The 18,635-nt window shown below is 64.1% G+C and carries 24 protein-coding genes; 8 read left to right on the top strand and 16 right to left on the bottom strand.

The genetic code is table 11. The features are described 5' to 3' along the window. Positions 1-38: 38 nt before the first annotated feature. Both I6E04_RS07625 and I6E04_RS07620 read left to right on the top strand, forming a co-directional pair. Positions 39-503 carry a type II toxin-antitoxin system RelB/DinJ family antitoxin gene (locus I6E04_RS07625; protein ID WP_235422595.1) on the top strand — a complete coding sequence of 155 codons (465 nt, stop codon included), beginning with the start codon at positions 39-41 and terminating at the stop codon, positions 501-503. Then, a complete protein-coding gene (locus I6E04_RS07620) occupies positions 493-837 on the top strand; it encodes a HepT-like ribonuclease domain-containing protein (RefSeq protein WP_235422594.1) in 345 nt (114 codons plus the stop codon). The genes I6E04_RS07625 and I6E04_RS07620 overlap by 11 nt, the downstream gene beginning before the upstream one ends. A 107-nt stretch (positions 838-944) precedes the next feature. On the opposite strand, the gene I6E04_RS07615 is transcribed toward I6E04_RS07620, so the two are convergent. Then, positions 945-1,292, bottom strand: a complete 348-nt coding sequence (locus I6E04_RS07615) for a cyclophilin-like fold protein (RefSeq protein ID WP_235422593.1) — start codon at positions 1,290-1,292, stop codon at positions 945-947. 243 nt (positions 1,293-1,535) lie between these two features. Next, on the bottom strand, positions 1,536-2,525 hold the full coding sequence (locus tag I6E04_RS07610) for an alpha/beta hydrolase (RefSeq protein WP_235422592.1): 990 nt from the start codon (positions 2,523-2,525) through the stop codon (positions 1,536-1,538). A gap of 347 nt (positions 2,526-2,872) precedes the next feature. On the opposite strand from I6E04_RS07610, the gene I6E04_RS07605 reads away from it, so the two are divergent. The 3 genes from I6E04_RS07605 (at position 2,873) to I6E04_RS07595 (ending at position 4,772) form a co-directional block, all read left to right on the top strand. After that, positions 2,873-3,379: a hypothetical protein gene (locus I6E04_RS07605; RefSeq protein ID WP_235422591.1), complete on the top strand. Its 507-nt coding sequence runs from the start codon at positions 2,873-2,875 to the stop codon at positions 3,377-3,379. Between the two features lie 83 nt (positions 3,380-3,462). Then, positions 3,463-3,951 carry an RNA polymerase sigma factor gene (locus I6E04_RS07600; protein WP_235422590.1) on the top strand — a complete coding sequence of 163 codons (489 nt, stop codon included), beginning with the start codon at positions 3,463-3,465 and terminating at the stop codon, positions 3,949-3,951. Further along, on the top strand, positions 3,948-4,772 hold the full coding sequence (locus tag I6E04_RS07595) for an anti-sigma-I factor RsgI family protein (RefSeq protein WP_235422589.1): 825 nt from the start codon (positions 3,948-3,950) through the stop codon (positions 4,770-4,772). Before I6E04_RS07600 ends, I6E04_RS07595 begins: the two co-directional genes overlap by 4 nt. Positions 4,773-4,853: 81 nt before the next feature. Here I6E04_RS07595 and I6E04_RS07590 read toward each other — a convergent pair whose 3' ends face one another. The 4 genes from I6E04_RS07590 to I6E04_RS07575 form a co-directional block, all read right to left on the bottom strand. After that, on the bottom strand, positions 4,854-5,687 hold the full coding sequence (locus I6E04_RS07590; protein ID WP_235422588.1) for a transporter substrate-binding domain-containing protein: 834 nt from the start codon (positions 5,685-5,687) through the stop codon (positions 4,854-4,856). Between the two features lie 180 nt (positions 5,688-5,867). Beyond that, positions 5,868-6,629: an amino acid ABC transporter ATP-binding protein gene (locus tag I6E04_RS07585; protein ID WP_328225604.1), complete on the bottom strand. Its 762-nt coding sequence runs from the start codon at positions 6,627-6,629 to the stop codon at positions 5,868-5,870. A gap of 3 nt (positions 6,630-6,632) precedes the next feature. Beyond that, on the bottom strand, positions 6,633-7,307 hold the full coding sequence (locus tag I6E04_RS07580) for an amino acid ABC transporter permease (protein ID WP_235422587.1): 675 nt from the start codon (positions 7,305-7,307) through the stop codon (positions 6,633-6,635). Beyond that, positions 7,300-7,569 carry a hypothetical protein gene (locus I6E04_RS07575; protein ID WP_235422586.1) on the bottom strand — a complete coding sequence of 90 codons (270 nt, stop codon included), beginning with the start codon at positions 7,567-7,569 and terminating at the stop codon, positions 7,300-7,302. The genes I6E04_RS07580 and I6E04_RS07575 overlap by 8 nt, the downstream gene beginning before the upstream one ends. A gap of 222 nt (positions 7,570-7,791) precedes the next feature. Between I6E04_RS07575 and I6E04_RS07570 the strand changes: the two genes are divergently transcribed. Then, positions 7,792-8,865: a M42 family metallopeptidase gene (locus I6E04_RS07570; protein ID WP_235422585.1), complete on the top strand. Its 1,074-nt coding sequence runs from the start codon at positions 7,792-7,794 to the stop codon at positions 8,863-8,865. 69 nt (positions 8,866-8,934) lie between these two features. Here I6E04_RS07570 and I6E04_RS07565 read toward each other — a convergent pair whose 3' ends face one another. The 5 genes from I6E04_RS07565 to I6E04_RS07545 form a co-directional block, all read right to left on the bottom strand. Beyond that, the gene (locus tag I6E04_RS07565; RefSeq protein ID WP_235422584.1) at positions 8,935-9,216 is read right to left on the bottom strand and encodes a cysteine-rich small domain-containing protein; all 282 of its coding nucleotides are present in this window, start codon (positions 9,214-9,216) and stop codon (positions 8,935-8,937) included. Between the two features lie 66 nt (positions 9,217-9,282). Then, the gene (locus tag I6E04_RS07560) at positions 9,283-9,699 is read right to left on the bottom strand and encodes a cupin domain-containing protein (RefSeq protein ID WP_235422583.1); all 417 of its coding nucleotides are present in this window, start codon (positions 9,697-9,699) and stop codon (positions 9,283-9,285) included. Positions 9,700-9,726: 27 nt separating this feature from the next. After that, entirely contained in the window at positions 9,727-10,437 is a 711-nt protein-coding gene (locus tag I6E04_RS07555; protein WP_235422582.1) for a carboxymuconolactone decarboxylase family protein, read from the bottom strand. A gap of 90 nt (positions 10,438-10,527) precedes the next feature. After that, positions 10,528-11,553, bottom strand: coding sequence for an aldo/keto reductase (locus tag I6E04_RS07550; protein WP_235422581.1), 1,026 nt, complete (start codon positions 11,551-11,553; stop codon positions 10,528-10,530). A gap of 27 nt (positions 11,554-11,580) precedes the next feature. Then, a complete protein-coding gene (locus I6E04_RS07545) occupies positions 11,581-11,946 on the bottom strand; it encodes a cyclophilin-like fold protein (RefSeq protein ID WP_235422580.1) in 366 nt (121 codons plus the stop codon). A 117-nt stretch (positions 11,947-12,063) separates the two neighbouring features. On the opposite strand from I6E04_RS07545, the gene I6E04_RS07540 reads away from it, so the two are divergent. After that, positions 12,064-12,945: a LysR family transcriptional regulator gene (locus I6E04_RS07540; protein ID WP_235422579.1), complete on the top strand. Its 882-nt coding sequence runs from the start codon at positions 12,064-12,066 to the stop codon at positions 12,943-12,945. A gap of 75 nt (positions 12,946-13,020) precedes the next feature. Here I6E04_RS07540 and I6E04_RS07535 read toward each other — a convergent pair whose 3' ends face one another. Further along, positions 13,021-13,734, bottom strand: a complete 714-nt coding sequence (locus I6E04_RS07535; RefSeq protein WP_235422578.1) for a YczE/YyaS/YitT family protein — start codon at positions 13,732-13,734, stop codon at positions 13,021-13,023. 1 nt (position 13,735) lies between these two features. After that, the gene (locus tag I6E04_RS07530) at positions 13,736-14,197 is read right to left on the bottom strand and encodes a MarR family winged helix-turn-helix transcriptional regulator (RefSeq protein WP_235422577.1); all 462 of its coding nucleotides are present in this window, start codon (positions 14,195-14,197) and stop codon (positions 13,736-13,738) included. An 849-nt stretch (positions 14,198-15,046) separates the two neighbouring features. Here I6E04_RS07530 and I6E04_RS07525 point away from each other — a divergent pair. Further along, positions 15,047-15,922, top strand: coding sequence for a LysR family transcriptional regulator (locus tag I6E04_RS07525; RefSeq protein WP_235422576.1), 876 nt, complete (start codon positions 15,047-15,049; stop codon positions 15,920-15,922). Positions 15,923-16,050: 128 nt separating this feature from the next. On the opposite strand, the gene I6E04_RS07520 is transcribed toward I6E04_RS07525, so the two are convergent. From I6E04_RS07520 to I6E04_RS07510, 3 genes are all read right to left on the bottom strand, one after another. Beyond that, positions 16,051-16,464: a heat shock protein transcriptional repressor HspR gene (locus I6E04_RS07520; RefSeq protein WP_235422575.1), complete on the bottom strand. Its 414-nt coding sequence runs from the start codon at positions 16,462-16,464 to the stop codon at positions 16,051-16,053. Positions 16,465-16,696: 232 nt separating this feature from the next. Beyond that, complete coding sequence (locus I6E04_RS07515; RefSeq protein ID WP_235422574.1) at positions 16,697-17,659, bottom strand: DnaJ C-terminal domain-containing protein; 963 nt, start codon at positions 17,657-17,659, stop codon at positions 16,697-16,699. Positions 17,660-17,800: 141 nt separating this feature from the next. After that, complete coding sequence (locus tag I6E04_RS07510) at positions 17,801-18,634, bottom strand: nucleotide exchange factor GrpE (protein WP_235422573.1); 834 nt, start codon at positions 18,632-18,634, stop codon at positions 17,801-17,803. Between the last annotated feature and the right edge of the window lies 1 nt (position 18,635).

Raw genomic sequence — 18,635 nt, 5'->3', positions numbered from 1 at the left:
TATTATTACATTGTAATAGATTCTATTACGGAGGAACCATGGGCACTTTTATCACCGTCAGCGCTCGTATCGATAGCAACACGAAACAGCAGGCAGATGCCATTCTCCGCACGTTAGGGCTCAGCCCCTCCGCTGCGATTGCCGCCCTCTACGCCCAGATCGTCTTGAATAAAGGCCTCCCCTTTGCCGTTCAGATGCCGCAGACCTCACAGGATACGCTTCCCCTCGGACGCATCAAGCGTGTCGTCTCGGATGCCGCACGCCGTTACGGCGTCGATCGCGCATGGCTATTCGGCTCTTACGCCCGCGGCGTGGCAAAGCCGGACAGCGATGTCGACATCCTCATCGATAAGGGCTCCATGCGGGGACTTGCGCTGGGCGGCTTTCTCGATGAGCTTGAGCACGAGCTCCAAGCGGCAGTCGATGTTGTAACCTTGGATTCCCTTGACGAGGATTTTCGCCAGAACATCCAACAGGATCAGGTGCTGCTCTATGAACGATAAAGAACGAAACGCGCTCAAGCAGATTCTCAGATATTGCCGTAAAACCGAAGACGTCAGGGCGAGATTCTTCCCCACACGCGAGCAGTTCGATGAGGAGGAGCTCTACCGCGACGGATGCGCATTCTACATCCAGCAGATGGGAGAATTCGTCAACGACCTGTCAGACGAGTTTATCGAACAGCACGACGACATCGCCTGGCACGAGATACGCGGGTTCCGGAACATCATCGCGCACGCCTACGCCAGTGTAGACACCGATATCCTCTGGGAGAGCATCACCGAGGGCCTGCCGCCCCTGAAGGAGTTCTGCGAGCGTCAACTCAAGTCAAGCTGACCGACAGGATGGTGCCGGGTGCAACCTTGTCGCCCATGTCATCTCGAGTGACGCGGTCGCGGCGCCCAGACCAAAAGCGACCCACCCTTATTGGCCGCATTCGTTTGCTATGGGAGCGCAAGCGTGAGCTCCACAGCGCCCGACCCGAGCGCCTCCTCCCAGCCCGCGAGGTCGTCCACCCGGGCCAAGCGTGTGTAGCTCCACGTGTTCTCACCGTAGAAACACACGATCTGATCGTCCTGGTACAGGACGATATCGCCGGGAGCAGTCGTGATGCGCTCGTTCTCCACAGGAAGCGAGAACCCCAGGTCGCCAACTTTCTCGAACCCCGCATAGTCGCTCAAGCCAACCGTCAACGGCCCGCCCGAAAGTATCTCGGCGAGTTTTGACGCCGCCGTGTTGTCCGCAAGCGTCGCCACGAAGGGCACACCGTTGACCGTCACCGTGATCTGCACGGCTTCCCCTTTCGTACCTGCATCCGTCTCGATGCCCACCGTGCTCCCGCGCGATGGCGCCCGCCATATCCGACAGGCTTTCCGTCGTCGGCGTCTCCGAATCGCCGCATCCGGTCAGACCGGATGCGGCGAAAGCAAGCGCTACAACAAGGGTCCTGCGGGCGAGCGTCGGCGAACCAATCCGACACGACAAGTTTGCACCTGGCACCATCTTGCCAGTTAGTGCCAGGTACAAACTTGTCGCTAGGCGAGGTATTGCTCGAAGAACGCTTGGAGCTTGTCCCAGGGGATGGCGTTCTTGCCGCCGCCGTCGTAGAGGTCGGTATGGACCGCGCCCGGTACGAGCACGAGTTCCTTGTTGTCACCCTTGAGCTGCGCGAACGCGTCCTTACCCATGTAGCAGGAGTGCGCGGCGTCGCCGTGGAGCACCATGACGGCGGTCTCGATCTCGTCCGCGTAGGCAAGAATCGGCTGGTTGAGGAAGCTCTGGGTGCCGATTGCGTTCCAGCCGTCGTTGGAGTTGAGCGAGCGCGGATGGTAGCCGCGCGGCGTCTTGTAGTAGTCGTAGTAATCCTTGACGAAGAACGGGGCGTCCTCCGGCAGCGGGTCGACGACGCCGCCGGCACGGCCATAGGTGCCTGCGGCGTAGTCATGTGTGCGCTGCTCGGCGAGGGCGCGACGCTGAGCCTGACGTGCCTCGGCGCTGTCGGCCTCGTCGAAATAACCCTTGGCGTTGATACGCGACATGTCGTACATCGTGGAAGCGACCGTCGCGTGGATGCGCGGATCGAGGGCCGCGGCGTTGATGGCCATGCCGCCCCAACCGCAGATGCCGACGATGCCGATACGCTCGGGGTCAACGTCGTCGCGACAGCTCAGGTAGTCGACAGCGGCAAGGAAATCCTCGGTGTTGATATCGGGACTCGCCATGTAGCGCGGCTCTCCACCCGACTCGCCGGTGAACGACGGGTCGAAGGCGATGGCCAGGAAACCCCGCTCGGCCATGGTCTGGGCGTACAGGCCGGCGCACTGCTCCTTCACCGCTCCGAAAGGCCCGCACACGGCGATGGCGGCAAGCTTTGCGTCGACCGGCGCGCGCTTCGGCTTGTAGAGATCGGCCGCCAGCGTGATGCCGTAGCGATTATGGAAGATCGCCTTACTGTGGTCGACGTACTCGGACTGCGGAAACGTCTTGTCCCATTCCTGCGTCAACGTAAGCTCTGCGTTCTGCATCTGCGCCCCTTCCTGCGACGATATCGGCTCATCCCCATTGTCGGAGCGCGAGGCTGGCATTTCAAATGCCTATGTTTAATAGCGTTTCATGCTGAACTTGCATAGCATGCACGAACCAGCCGTCGCGACAAGTTTGCGACAAATTTGTGCCTGGCACTAACTTGTCCACGCGCCCATCGAACATGACAAGTTTGTACCTGGCACCACCTTGTCTGGCACCACCTTGTCGGCACGACCTTGTCACGTCTGGCGTTTTTTCTCATGTTGATGCAAGGATTCGGCGGCTTCGTTCGTTTCTGTTGTGAAGGGAACCTTCGCAAGCACATCGACGGAAAGGACGATCGATCATGAAGAAGAGCACGAAAGTCACCATCGTCACCACCTTGGGAGCCGTCGCGCTAGGCGCGACCATCTTCGGCGCCGTCCCCGCAATGGCCGCCGGCAATGCGGGCGGCCGTGGCGGCAGCCTTCAGGACGGGCTCTGCCAAGCCGCGAGCACCATGTGTTCGACAATCACAGCCGCAGACGATTCGGCCACATGCGTCAGATTCTCAGATACCGACAACGACGGCGTCTGCGACACCTGCGGAACCGACAACCATCCGCACAACGGCTGCGGCAGCCGCTATGTTGACGCCGACGGCGATGGGGTGTGCGACAATTACGGAACCGTCCGCACCGGACATGGATCGTGCTATGTGGATACCGACGGTGACGGCGTCTGCGACAACCGCGGCAACGGGACGGGCAACGGATACGGATCCGGCGCACGCGACGGAGCGGGCAGCCACCACGGTTGCAACGCCAGCAGCAACGGCGGCCACCATGGCTGTGGACGTCACGGCCATTGCTAGCCATCGGAGCGCATCGAGAACGCCGGCTACGACAGGAACGCACCCGTGTAGGATGACATCGCAAGGCAGCTGAAGGAGGGCACGTGCGCGCAAGCACCGATATCGAGCGGGCGATGGCCGCCCATGGCGACGCGGTGTGGCGCGCGTGCCTCCTGTATCTACAGCCCACCGACGCCGAGGACGTCTTCCAGGACGTCTTTCTCAAATTCGCCCTGCACGACGCTCCGTTCAACGGCGATTCGCACGAAAAGGCGTGGCTGCTGCGCGTCGCCATCAACGCCTGCAAGGATGTCCTCAAAAGCGCGCGCACCAAGAACGCCTCGGTCGAGGAGCTCACCGAGGAGGGCCGCGAGGGGGAACTCGGCGCCGAGAGCGATGACGCGGCGCTCGGCCTGCGCGAGATCCTCGACGCCATGGATGCGCTGGGCGACCCGCCGAAAACGCAACTGTACCTCGCCCTCTACGAGGGCTACACCGCACGCGAGATCTCGCAGATGACCGGTATGCCGGAGGGCACCGTGTACTCATGGATCTCGCGCGGCAAAAAGCAGCTGAGGGAGGCCCTGTCATGACCGACAAGCTCGAACAGCGGATGCATGAGGCCTTCGATCAGGTGCATATGCCCGCCGGGCTCGCCGAACGCACGCTCGCACGCATCGAAGCCGAGCGGCAGGCGGAAGCGGCAGGCGAATCCACAGCCGGCCCCTCCCCCGTCGCAACCACGCCGTTTACCGTCATCGACGGCAAGACGGCACGCCGCACCGCGCGCACGCATCGTCGCGTGCCGCTCGTCGCCGCCTTGGCCGCCTGCCTGACGCTCGTGGCCTTGGGTATCGGTGGCGTGGCATGGGCGTGGCAGCCCTACGCCTACGTGGCGATCGACGTGAACCCCTCGATCGAGCTGGGCATCAATCGTTTTGACCGCGTGGCGAGCACGCGCGCCTACAACGATGACGGCGAGCGCGTACTCGCCGCGGCGGATGTGCAGGGCGACACGTACGAACAGGCGATGACCTCCATCGAACAGGCGCTGCAGGACTACCTCGACGATACCTCCGCCATCGAGGTCACCATCATCTGCGACGACCGCCATGCGGCGAGCCAGCTCGAAGACGTCGGCACGCGGTGCCTGGACGCATCGGGCGTGGGCCAGGTCCACTGCTCGCATGCGAGCGAGGAGGAGCACCACGCCGCAACGAGCGCCGGCATCGGCATCGGCAAGTACCGCGTGTGGCAGGAGCTTGTCGATGCGGGCGTGGACATCTCCGCCGACGAGGCGTCCGGCATGACCATGCGCGAGCTGCTCGATCTGGCCGAGACCGAGGGCGTCGACGGCGCACATCACAGCGAGAAGGGCCACCACGGCCAGGGCAGGGGCCATGATGCAAAATAACCCCAGGGGTTTTATTACACGAGGGGCACCGGGTGCCCCTCGTGTAATAAAACCCCTGGGGTTATTTTGCATCGGCGGGATCTAGGCCTCGGTGATATCGACACCGAAGAACTCGTTCGAAAGCTCGGACAGCGTGCCGTCCTCGCGCAGCGCCGCGATGGCATCGTTCATGGCTGCAAGCAGGCTCTCCGTGGCGGCCTCCTTGCGCAGGGGAAACGCGACATGCGTCGGCTCGTCGTTTTCCGCCGCGATCTTGAGATCCGCTTCCGGGTGCTGGTTCATGTAGTCGTAGAACACGACCTCGTCGTTGAGCGTCGCGTCGATACGACCGCTTTCGAGCAACTGGATGGTCTGGTTGAAGTCATCGACGCCCGTGTTGGTGGCGCCGTGGCTCTCGGCGAGGACAGCGTAGCTCGACCCCAGCGTATTGGCCGTCGTCTTGCCCGCAAGATCATCCATGCTCGCGATGTCCGAATCGCCGGTCGTGATCACCACGATGCGGTTGTACGCATACGGCTCGGTGAAGTCGTACTTCTCCTCACGCTCATCGGTGACGGACACGCCGTTGGCCATGGTGTCATACCGGCCCGAATCGAGGCCCGCGAGCAGGCCGTCCCACTCGCCCTCGGCAAACTCGGCCTCGACGCCCAAGCGCTCCGCGATGACGCGGGCGACCTCGATGTCGTACCCGGTCAGATCACCGGCCTCGTTATGGAACGTCCACGGACTCCACGTGCCCTCGGTGGCAAACGTCATGGCACCGCGCTCGGTGATCTGCGCGAGCAGGTCGCCGTCGCTCGACGCGGTTGCAGCGCCCCCCTCTCCCCGGCCGCCACCGCAGCCGGCAAGACCGAGCGTCGCCACACCGGCCGCAGCTGTCAGGAACCCGCGGCGCGAAATATCATGAGCAATCATATCGTTCTCCTCTCAAAGATGGGTCATTTGGGGACGTGTTCGTCCCAACCCTTTTTGGTTCATTTGGGGACGTGTTCGGTCCAACCCTTTTCATCCAACCCCTCTCAAAGACGGGCGGGTGGGTTGGATGGAACACGTCCCCATCCAACCCATTTTCACGTGGGAAAAAGGTGCCTGTCCCTATTTTCCCAAGCCTTCTCCTCCGACGGTGCGCAGGAAGGCGCGCACGCGGTCGTTGGCCGGATGGTCGAAAAACTCGCGGGCAGGCGCCGCAGCCACCACGATGCCGTCCTCCATGAACACCACGCGATCGGCGACGTTCTTCGCGAAGCCCATCTCATGCGTGACCACGAGCATGGTCATGCCGTCCTCGGCAAGCCGGCGCATGGAACCCAGCACCTCGACGGTCAGCTCGGGGTCGAGGGCGCTCGTGGGCTCGTCGAAGTAGATGATCTCCGGATCGGTCGCCATGGCGCGGGCGATGGCCACGCGCTGCTGCTGGCCGCCGGAAAGCTGCGCGGGGTAGGCGTCGGCACGGTCCGCCATACCGACGCGCTCCAAACAGCGGCGAGCGATTTCCTCCGCCTGGGCGCGCGGCATCTTGCGCGCCACGACCAGCCCCTCCATCACGTTGCCCAGCACCGTCCGATTGCGAAACAGGTTGTAGTTCTGGAACACGAAGGCCGTCCGGCGGCGCACCGCCGCCATCTCGCGCTTGGTCGCCCGCGCAAGGTCATAGCACTCGCCGCCGAATTCGAGCACGCCGGCATCGGCGCGCTCCAAAAAGTTCGCGCAGCGCAGCAGCGTGGTCTTACCGGATCCGGACGGACCCAGAATCGCCACGACCTCGCCGCGGCGCACGGTAAGGTCGATGCCGTGCAGAACCTCGGTTCCGTCGAACGTCTTGCGCACACCTTCAAGACGCAGCATATCCTCCGCCATCGTCTACCCCCTCGCCATGCCAAACGACGCGAGCCGCTTCTCGCCGATACCCTGCAACCAAGTGAGCACCGTGGAGAACAGCAGGTAGATGGCCGCAACCTCCAGGTACAGCGGCAGGGCCTCGTAGGTGCGCGACACGATCTGCTGCGTCGCCATGAGCATCTCGAGCACGGTGATGTTCGCGGCGAGCGAGGTATCCTTCACCAGCGCGATGAGCTCGTTGGAAAGCGGCGGGAACGCCGCACGCAACGCCTGCGGCAACAGGATGCGGCGCATGATCTGCATATAGCTCATGCCCACGCAATACCCCGCCTCAAGCTGCCCCGCCGGCACCGATTCCAGCGCGCCGCGGATGGTCTCGGCCGAATAGGCACCCGTATTGATGGAAAACACGATAATCGCCGTCGGGAACGGGTCGAGCACGATGCCGAAATCGGGCAGGCCGTAGAACACCACGTACAGCTGGACGAGCAACGGCGTGCCGCGGATGATCCAGATGTAGAAGCGCGCGAGCTGCGTGAGCACGGGCACCCGTGCGTACTGCACGAGCGCCACCGCGATGGCGATCGCGAGCGCGATGGCAAACGAGATGAGCGCCAACGGAATCGTGGCGGTCAGACCCGGAATGAGGATCTTGGAAAACGAGTCGAGCAGGATCTCTGCGACGCGGTCACTCATGGGAACCCTCCCCACCTTCCGACACGTCCACCGCACACGGCACGCACTCGCAGCTCACACGATGGAGCATATGGTCGATCGCATCGATGCCACGCTGGCTGGCATGCAGCTCGTCGAGCAGGCGCCGGCGCTCATCGAGCAGCATGCGCTTGGTCTCGCGGACGCGCCCCTCCTCGCACGAGCAGCGAGCCTTCGCAGCACGGACTTCGTCGCACGCGCAATCGCACAGGCAGCGCTCAAGGTCTTCGCTCAGTTCACCCATTGATGCCTCCTAACGTGAAACCATGGTACGCCGCACTCTTATCCATGTAAAAGACCTATAAGCTATAGCAAGGTATGCCCAGCAGCTATCGATGCAACATAACCCCAGGGGTTTTATTACGCACCCCCGCATCACCACGCCGTAAAATAACCCCAGGGGTTTTATTACATTTGGTTGTGGAACAATAGGGGGCGATGAACCGTCCTTCGAAAGGAAGCGCCCATGGCCACCACCGATACCGAACTGATCGATCTGCTCGCCCGCCTCTCGAACGCCAAGGCCCCGTCGGGCTTCGAGGACGAGGTCGTCGACATCGTCCGCGAGTTCTGCGACGGCTGGGCGACCGTCGAGGTCAACAGCCTGCTCGACGTCATCATCACGCCGGGCAACGTCTCGTCGGACAAGCCGACGCTCATGTTCGACGCGCACGGCGACGAGGTCGGCGGCATGGTCCAGTCGATCCACGCGGTCGGCACGATGAACTTCGTGGAGCTGGGACGCTTCGCCCCCAACACGCTCGCCGGCCAGGATGTCTGGGTGCGCACGACGCGCGGTGCGTGGACCCGCGGCGTCATCGGCGTCAAGCCGCCGCACTTCTGGGGCGCCGCCGAGCGCGCCGAAGGCACGGCGCCGCTGACGCTCGACGTGGGTGCCACGTCCAAGACGGACGCCATCGAGCGCTTCGGCATCGGTATCGGCGAGCCGATCGTGCCCGCGACCGATTTCACCTATGACGAGGCAACCGGCATCGCCATCGGCAAGGCGTTCGACTGCCGCGTCGGCGTCTGCGCGCTGCTGCTCGCCCTGCGTGAGCTCGCCACTCGCGACGACCTCCCCGTCAACGTCATCGGCTGCATCTCCGCGCAGGAGGAGATGGGCGAGCGCGGCGTGGGCGCGGCGGCGCGGCAGGTCAAGCCCGATGCCGCCTTCCTGTTCGAGGGCTGCCCCGCCGACGACACCTTCACCCCTGCCGACGAGATCCAGACGGCGCTTCGCCGGGGCCCCATGTTCCGCTACTTCGACCGTTGCATGATCACCAACCCGCGCTACCAGCGCTTTGTGCTGGGCGTCGCCGCGGCGTGCGACCTGCCCGCGCAGACCGCCGTGCGCACGGGCGGCGGCACGAACGGCGGCGTGCTCCATCAGCTCGACATCCCGAGCGTCGTGGCGGGCATCCCGTGCCGCTACATCCACGCGGGCACGGCCATCTGCGCGGTGGAGGACATTCGCACGGCGGCGCGCATGGGCATCGCCGTGGCCGAACGCCTCACCCCCGAGGTGCTCGCGTCGTTCTAAGTATCAACGCGTCCATGGAAAGCACGGCGCCCGATTTTGCCGTCTTCCGGCAAGGCGGACGCCGCGTCCTTACGTCGTGCGTCGGCTCGCGATGTCCTTCACACGCTCGAACTGCCGCATGACGTAGTCGTAGTTCTCCCTGCGATGCGGCAGGGTGCAGGCGGAACAGTCCTTGATGTCGCCGTCCTCGCCCACATAGCGGAAGTTGCCGCCGCACTCGGGACCCAAACAGTAGAGCGGGCAGAAGCAGAACAAGCAGTTGAGCTCGTCGGCCGGCATGTCGTGGCAGGGATAGAACTCGCATGCCGAATGGTTGAAGAACTTGTAATGCTCCGTCGCGGGAATGTCCATGGCGCCTCCGATGTCGTCGCGCCCATCGTAGCAGACATGGGATGTAAAATAACCCCTGGGGTATTTTTACATGGGGTATTGGGCGTCGTCGACGGGCTCGAGCCACTCGTTGGAGGTGTCCTCGCCGGGAGCCTCGAAGGCGATGTGGCTGAACCACGAGTCGCGTGCCGCGCCGTGCCAATGCTTGACGCCCGCTGGGATCACCACGACAGTGCCGGGCGTGAGCTCCTGGGGCTCTTTGCCCCACTCCTGGTACCAGCCGCGGCCGTCGGTACAGATAAGGATCTGCCCGCCGCCCTTGCTCGCATGGTGGATATGCCAGTTGTTGCGGCATCCGGGCTCGAAGGTGACGTTGGACATGCCGACGCCCGCCTCGGCCGCATCGGTCAGCGGGTTGAGATACGAGTTGCCGATGAAGTACTGCGCATAGGCGTCGTTGGGGCTGCCCATGCCGAACATGGGGGCGAAGTCGTTGGTTGCCATGGTTCCCTCCTTTGGTTTGGCTGGCGTTTACGCACGCGCCGCAACGGCGTTGTCGATGCAGGTCAGGGCATTCAGGCTGCGCGGGTAACCGATGTAGGGCAACATCTGCGAGACCACGCGGTACATGAAATCGCGGTCACGGCCCAGCTTGAGGTTCGCACCGGCATGTGCCGTGGCCTGCGGCTCGCAGCCGCCCTGGGCAGCGATGTAGCAGAACGTGATCATCTCGCGGTCAAGATCGGACAGGCCGCCGCGGGTGTAGTAGTCGCCAAAGCAGTTGTCGGCAAGCCAGCGGTTGATGTGCGCGCGCTCCGCCGGACCACTTGCCCAGTTCTCGCGCATGTGCTCGCCGAAGTACTCGATCTGCTTCTGGTTGCCGGCGGCCTGGCGCGTCTCGAGCGTGGTCGTCTGCTGCCCGGGCAGGGGCAGCTCGACGCCGTGGGCGGTCAGAACCCCGTTGGCGGCAGTGACGAACGGGCGCACGCGGCCGATACCCAGATACGCCGTGGCCTGGTAGACGACCTCCTTGAGCTCGATGGGCGTCACGCCGGCGTCGAGCGCCTCGCCCGCCATCACGCGAAACTCGTCGACACCCTGGCAGCCCAACAGAGCGGCGAGAATCGCCAGATAGCGCTCGCGCGCCGGCAGCTCGGCCGCCGGGTCGTTCGGCACCTGCTCACACGCGAAGTGCGCAAAGCGCTCCGCATACTCCGGATCGGTCTTCTCAAACTCTTTCATGCTCATTTCCTCCTCTTGGGAAAATAGGGACAGTCCCTAATTTCCCTTGTACCTGGCACCATCTTGTCGCTGGGAAAATGGGGACAGTCCCTATTTTCCCGCCTTGGTGTTGGGGTTGGTGGTGCCTGCGAGGGGCTTTTCGCCCGGCCGGGCAGCGGGACCCACGAGCTCATGGGCGGCGTAGGGCCCCTCCAGGTAGGCGACCTCGTCGGCCGTCAGCTCCACGTCGAGTGCCGCCACGGCATCGTCCACGCGCTCAGGGCGCGAGCACCCCACGATGGGCGACTCAACGCCGCGCGCCCAGTGCCATGCGAGCGCAACCTGCGCCATCGGCACGCCGTGGCGCTCGGCCACCTCGGCCACACGGCCCACGATCTGCATATCGTTATCGCGCGCCGCGTCGTACTTGTTGCGCATGGTGGTGTCGGTCGTGGAGCGGCAGGACTCGGAATCCCAGGTAGGACGGCACAGATGACCGGACGCCATCGGCGAGTACGGCGTGAGCGCCATGCCAAACTGGCGGCACACGGGAATCATCTCGCGTTCGTCCTCGCGATAGAGCAGGTTGTAGTGGCACTGCATGCTCGTGAACGGCGTCCAGCCGTTCTGCTGCGCCACAACCTGCATATTGTGCAGCTGATAGGCGTACATCTCGCTCGCGCCGAGCGCACGGACCTTGCCAGCGCGCACGAGGCCGTCAAGCGCTTCCATGGTCTCCTCAATCGGTGTGTCGTAATCGAAGCGGTGGATGATGTAGAGGTCGAGGTAGTCGGTCCCCAGGCGCTTGAGCGTGCCGTCGATCTCGCGGTTGATGGCCTCGCGCGAGAGCTTGCCCTCGTTGAAGTAGACCTTGCTGGCGAGCACCACCTTGTCGCGGGCGACGCCGAGGTCGCGCAGGGCAGCGCCGATGTACTCCTCGCTCGTGCCGAAGGAGTAGGTGTTCGCCGTATCGATGAAGTTGATGCCGAGGTCGAGCGCGCGCTTGATGACCGCGCGGGTGTCGTCGGGCCCGATGGTCCACTGATGAAAATCGGGCGACGGCTTGCCGAAGCTCATGCCGCCCAAGCAGAGCTTCGAGATCTCGATACCTGAATGGCCAAGCGTCGTGTACTGCATGATGCTCCCTTCGTGGATGGAACCTTGCTATGCGCACGCCTCGATGAGGACGTCGTAGGTACCGGAAAGCGCGCGGAGCGTCGTAAGCGGCCCTGCGATGCAGCCGATGGTGAACTGGTCGCCGTAACGCGGCGAGTTTTCCTCATCGTCGAAGAACACCGCGAGCCAGCCGCCGCCGGGGTTGTAGTTGATGTCGCCGTTCGCCCAGCCGCGGTGGATCGACGCGGAATCGACGGGAAGCTCGAACGAAGCCGCACCGCAAACGCCCACGGCTGACGCGCTCATGCGGACGGTCACGGGCAGCAAGGCGGCAAATGCGCGGGCCGTCGCGGTATCGTTGAGCTGGGCGGAAACGGTCGCGTCCCCGAAGTGCATCGCGATGTCCTGCGCCACGGTTCTCCTCCCCTCCAGTGCTTCTGATACCAGTTTCCACCCCGAGGAAAAGGAATACAATTGCTTATACTGTATATCGTGATATAGGTTTCTGTAATGGTTTAAGGGGACGCCGCTATGGAGATCCGCGCACTTCGCTACTACCTTGCCGTCTGCGAATACGGCACCATGTCGCGCGCCGCCGAAGCGCTGCACATGACCCAGCCGGCGCTGTCGCGTCAGATCGCCGCGCTCGAGCGCGAGCTGGGCTGCGAGCTGTTCGAGCGCCATAGTCGCAGCGTCACGCCCACCGAAAAGGGCCGGTACCTGCGGCGGCGCACACAGGAAATCGTCGGGCTCGCCGACCAGACCGCCGCCGACTTCACGCACGACGAGGGCATCGTCGCCGGCGACATCCACATCGGTGCCGGCGAGAGCGTCGCCATGCGGCAAATCGCGCGACATATCGCGCAGTTCCGTACGCGCTATCCACAGGTGCGCTTCCATCTGCACAGCGCCATCGCGACGGACTCGATCGAGCGCCTCGAGCACGGGCTGGACGACCTCGTCGTCCTCATGTCGCATCCCGACAACGACCGCTACGAGCACCTGCGTCTGCAACCCACCGATGCCTGGGGCATCATCATGCAGGCGGGCGACCCGCTGGCAGAGCAGGAGGTCATCGGGCCCGCAGACCTGGCGGACGCCCCGCTCATCATGCCCGGACGCTCCTGGAGCGGCGACGGTCCGACCGGCCCTCTGGGAGCATGGTTCGGCGAGCATGGACGCGAGCTCGATGTCGTCGCGACGTATAACCTGTCCTTCAACGCGACGATGCTGGTGCGTGAAGGCGTCGGCAGGATGATCTCGTTCGAGGGCCTCACCGAAACGGGCGGCAACACAGACCTCGAGTTCCGCCTGCTCTACCCTCCCGCGGTCTCGATCATCGACGTCGTCTGGAAACGCAATGCCCCGCGCTCACGCGCCGTCCAGCTCTTCCTCGACAGCCTCCAAGCCTGACCGACGGGGTGGGGCCGGGTTCGATCTTGTCACATGTAAAAATACCCCTGGGGTTATTTTACATAGTCGCAAGTCTTACAGGGCGTCCTCAGGCGCGCCGATGCCCGATCGCGTGAGTCCCGCGATGTGCGCCAGCAGCGGCACGTGCCGGTTCAGGACATTCACGATGCGTCCCACGGCAAGCGCCGAGACGACCGTGCCGACACCGACGCCCACGATACCTCCGAGCAGGGCAAAGGAAAGTGCAAGCGCGATTACCACCAATGAGGTGTCGAACGCCGCCTTGCAGGAGCCGAAGGGCTTTTGCGTCACCGCGTTGATCGCGCGCACGATTCCCTCACCCGGCACCAACAGGACGTTCGGCGCAACCTCGACGGCGATGCCGAGAGCGAGCAGGGCACATCCCACAACGAGACCCGCGATCTGAAGCGGCAGGGTATCGAGCGTAAAGCCCGCCATAAGCGCCGTGCTCACGTCGATCAGCGAGCTGAACACGATGTTCACCACAACCTGTAGGAACTGGATGGGCCTGAAGTCGCGCCGGAGCAGCACGATCTGACCCACGATGAACAGCATGTTGACGATGAAGGTGAAGGCCCCGAACGACAGACCGCTCGCCTCGGCGAGAACGTAGGCGACGCACGAGATCGTGCCCACGCCCAGATCGGCCTTGGCGATCAACGCGATGGCGAACGAATTGACGGCGACGCCGATGACGAACCACAGGTAACGCTCAGGCAGACGGCTGCTCGGGTGGCCCATGCGGCGCGAATCCTCCGACGCCGCCACGCTACGCCACCCCCTCATGCTGCTTGAAGTTGCGGATGACGCGCGCGAGCAGGTCGGACAGCTCCGCGCGCTCGGCGGCGTCGAAGCCCCGGAGCGCGATCTCGTCCACCTGCGCGGCATTGGAAGCGGCCACCTGCGCCGCCGCCGCGCCCTCTTCCGTAAGGCACACCGCCGCCTCACGGCGATCGTCCGCACGGGCATCCCGGCGGATGAGGCCCGCCGCCTCCATGCGGCTGAGCAGGCCCGCCACCGTCGACTTATCGAGCGCGCACCCGATGCCGATCTCCTTTTGCGTACACCCGTCGTGCGTGGTGAGGTATTGCAGGACCTTTGGCTGGCCGGTCGTGAGGCCCGCCGCACGGGTGAGCCGGCCTATAGCGCGACCCGAATAGCTATATGCGATGAGGAGCTGCCAATTGATGTCGCGCTCCCAGGGATCGATGGACGCCACGATGTCCTCCATTTAGTTTGCTTAGCAACTGTTTGCATACAAACTAATAGCACGACTTCGGCCCGCCATCAAGCCCGAGCGACAAGCCGGGGCCGCGACAAGTTGGGGCCGGGTTCGATCTTGTCAATCAAACAAAATGGGGCGGATCCCTCTTGGTCGATCCGCCCCCATCCTGCTACAGCGATGCGCCGAGTTCGTATGCCGCACGCGGGCACTCACTCGCCCGCGTCATGCCCGGCGTGCCATGCCCCGCACTACGTCGCGAGCGCAGCACGTGACGAGGGGCTGCCGGGCATCGGCCACGACATCGACGTGAACTTGCAAACACGTGCCCCAACACGCGGCTTCTGTGCACCCACTGGGGAACGGTCGATGCACCGGATTGGTCGACGTTCAACGGCAACCCGCGTGTGCCCGCCGACCATGTGAGGAACCCGGCGCGCGTACTTGCACCGCTGCTGGGCGAAATCGTCGCGCTATAGCGGGAAACCCATCGCCGAAAGGCTTTTATCGCATGAAAGCGAGGGGCGAATCCAGCCGCGCTCCCTCGCTTTGGACAATTTGTTCAGATATGAAGGTTGCCAATCGGCTGAAAGAGAAGAAATTGCTTCAAACGCAATATTTAAGTTTATCTTGCAAGGTAGATGTGCGCGATATCCTGAACAAAATAGCTTTGAAGCGGCCACGACGACAGTTTTTAGGGAATTAATCGTCGCCGAAACCTTCATATCTGAACAAATTGTCCAATGAGGCGGCTGCTGGGCGTCGTAAAGCTGTAAATGGAGAGCCCCGCCTCTATCCAGCTCACGTAAGGTATGATTCCACCTACATCATGCCTTACACGCATAGAAAGGTCGCGCCATGGAGCTTCGCCATCTGCAGTACTTCCTGATGGTTGCCCGCGAGGGCACGATTTCGGGCGCGGCAAACGTGCTGCACATCTCGCAGCCCTCGCTCTCGCGCCAGATGCAGGACTTGGAGCACGAACTGGGCTGCAAACTCTTCGAGCGCGGCAGCCGCCGCATCGAGCTCACCGAGGCGGGCATGCGCCTGCGCAAGCGCGCCGAGGAGATTGTCGACCTTGTGGGGCGCACGGAATCGGAGTTTCTGGTATCGGCCGACACACTCGCCGGCGAAGTGCGTATCGGCGGCGGCGAGACGCAGGCCATGGGGCTTATCGCCGACGTGATCGCCGAGCTGCAAGAGACCTATCCCCTGCTGCGCTTTTCGCTGTTCAGCGGTAACGCCGAGGACGTGGGCGAGCGCCTGGACACCGGACGCATCGACTTCGGCGTGTTTATCGGGCAGACCGACCTCTCGCGCTACGAGACCCTTGAACTGCCTGCGCGTGACACCTGGGGCGTCTTCATGCGCGAGGACGACCCGCTTGCCCAGTGCGATGTCATTCGCGCCGAAGACCTGCTGGACCGGCCGCTCATCTTCTCGCGACAGGCCAGCCAGGAGATGCGCAGGTGGTTCAAGCACGACTTTGCCGAACTGGACATCGTCGCCACATATAACCTGCTGTTCAACGCCGCACTGCTCGCGCGTCGCGGCGTGGGCTACGTCATCAGCCTCGAGGATATCGTTGACACCTCGGCGGGCAGCGGCCTGGCGTTCCGGCCGCTCGATCCGCCCATGCATGCTGACATCACCATCGCGTGGAAGCGCTACCAGGAATTCTCTCCGGCAGCGAACGTCTTTTTGGATAAGATCCGCAATCTGTGGGGCGTCTAGCCCGCGGCCCGCACCGCCCGCAAAATTACCCCAGGGGTTTTGTTACATTCGGCGGGATATTGTCCCGCCGAATGTAACAAAACCCCTGGGGTAATTTTGCGGGCGGTGCACCCGGCAATCGATTGAACCTACAGGTCGCCGCCGCCGAGAAGGCCGCGCAGGACCTGATGGGGGTCGGCCGAGCCGTCGCGCGGGGCGAGGGCGGTGATCTTCTTTTGCATCTTGAACTCGTGGACCCGCTCCTCGAGCTCACGCACGCGGGCACGGAGCTTTTCCATCTCGCGCTCGCGCTCCTCGGCGCGCTCCTTCATGTCGAGGATGCGCACCACGCCGGCAAGGTTGATGCCCTCGTCGGTCAGCTGGTTGATGAGCTCGAGCCGCTCGATATCGGCGCGCGAATACAGGCGCGTGTTGCCGCCCGAACGCTGCGGGTTCACGAGGCCCTTGGACTCGTAGACACGCAGGGTCTGGGGGTGCATGCCCGTGAGCTCCGCCGCGACGGAAATCATGTACAGCGGCTTGTTGCGCGCATCATCAGCCATGTTCAATCCCCAAACTTCTCGTAACGATCCGGGCGTGCTTCATATCAGTAATCTACCACGCAAGCGACAAGAATGAACCCGGCCCCATCTTGTCGGTCACGGAGTCGGCCGGACTGAGGTACCGCAGATTGCCGTGAAAGCCAAGGGCGCACACCTAGCGTGCGGCGCCCGAAGGCTTGAGCGGCAAGGCGCGGCGCCTCAGTCCGGTCGGCCGGGCCGAAGGCACCGGCACCTACACCTTCGCGCGATAGCGGTTAACCTCGGCGCGATAATCGCGACGATCGGCGTCGCGGAGCTTCTCGAGCGCGGTCTTCTCGTCACCCGAAAGACCGGTGGGCACCTGCACGGCCACCTTGACCAGCAGCGCACCCGTGCGCCCGCGATGCTTCACATCGGGCGCACCCATCTCCTTGAACCGGAACGTCTTGCCCGACTGGGTGCCCGCGGGCACCTTGAGGCGAACCGTCGCGCCGCCGGGCGTCGGCACCTCAACCGAGCACCCGAGCGCCGCCTCGTACATCGAGATCGGCAGCTCCATGGTCACGTCGGCGCCCTTGCGCTTGAACAACGGATGCTCGGCGACGTTGGTGGTCACCACCAGATCGCCGCGCTCGCCGCCGTTGACGCCGTACTCGCCGCGCCGCTTGTAGCGCAGCTTGCCGCCGTCGACCGCACCCGCGGGCACCGAGACCGTGATGGTCTGCTGCTCACCGGTGGACGGGATGCGATACGTCACCTTATGCGTGACACCCCGGAACGCGTCCTCGGCGGACACGTCGACCGACAGCGACAGGTCGCTGCCCTTGCGCGGGCGGCTCGCCGCACGGGCACCGCCCGCAGCGCCGCCCATGCCGCCGAACCCGCTCGCCCAGTCGGACCCGAACGCGCCGTCACCGTTGAAGATGCTGCTGAAGATATCGCTCCAGCCGCCGGCTCCGGCGCCGCCGGTATAGGTGTAGCCACCGCCACCGGCGCCCGGGATGCCGCCGAACATCAGCATCTGGTCGTACTCTTTGCGCTTCTTGGGGTCCGAGAGCGTATCGTACGCCTCGGAGATCTCCTTGAACTTGGCCTCGTCGCCGCCCGCGTCGGGATGGTACTTTTGCGCGAGCTTGCGGAAGGCCTTCTTGATCTCTTGGTCGGAGGCGTTCTTCTGGACACCCAATACGTCGTAGAACGTCTTACCCTGCGGCATCTACGCCCCCTCCTTTCCTGATGCACGGCCGGAATCCGATTCCGGCCCATGTGCATATGCAGCCTCTGCGCGAAACGGAAAGCATCCGCCCGCGCATCCTAAAAAGGCTCCGGAGCTTTGCCGGCCCCGGAGCCTTCGCGTTTACTCCTCGGTAGCCTCGGAGGCCGCCTCATCCGGCGCCTCCTCGGGCTCCGGTGCGGGCCTCTTGGCACCGCCGTAGGTCACCGTGACCATGGCGGCGCGAAGAATGTGGTCCGCCATGCGATAGCCCTTCTGGTACACATCGCGCACCGTCTCGTCGTAGACCTCCGGGTCCTCGACGCGGCCGACAGCCTGGTGCTCGAGCGGATCGAACGGCTCGCCCGCGGGGTCGATCGGCTTGACGCCCTCGTGCTCGAAGACGCCCAGCAGCTTGGCGTGGACCGCCTCGACACCGTCGACGAACTGCTTGAAGTCGTCGGACAGCTCCTGGGTGCGAGCATGCGCGATGGCACGCTCGATGTCGTCCACGACGGGAAGCAGGTCGGTCACGAGCTTCTCGGTCGCGCGCTCGCGCTCAGCCAGACGCTCCGCAGCGGTGCGGCGGCGGAAGTTCTCCCAATCCGCCTGCAGGCGCGCGGTGCGGTCGGCGGCCTCGGCCGCCTTGGCCTCGGCGGCCTCGCGAGCCTCGACGGCGGCGTCCAGATCGGCGCGAGCCTGCGCCAGCTCGTCGCTCGCCTGCTCGAACTTGAGCTTGAAGTCGTCGTTGGCGGCCTGCTCACCGGCGCGGATGGCGGCCTCGACCATCTCCTCCTCGGTCATGGCGGGCACCTCCTCGGCGGCGTCGGCGCAAGCGGTCCGGTCCTCGACCGTCTCGGGCTTGGCAGCCTCCGTCGCCTCGTCGGCTGCCTCTACGGGAATCTTCACGTCCTTCTCCTCAGCATCCGCGGAGGCGGCAGCGGCGGCCGCCTCCGTGTGGTCATTGCGGGCGGACATG

The organism is Collinsella tanakaei (assembly GCF_021531055.1).
GTDB classification, from domain to species: Bacteria; Actinomycetota; Coriobacteriia; order Coriobacteriales; family Coriobacteriaceae; genus Collinsella; species Collinsella tanakaei_B.
The sequence above is the reverse complement of the archived record's forward strand: the minus strand, read 5'-3'. Positions and strand labels throughout refer to the sequence as shown.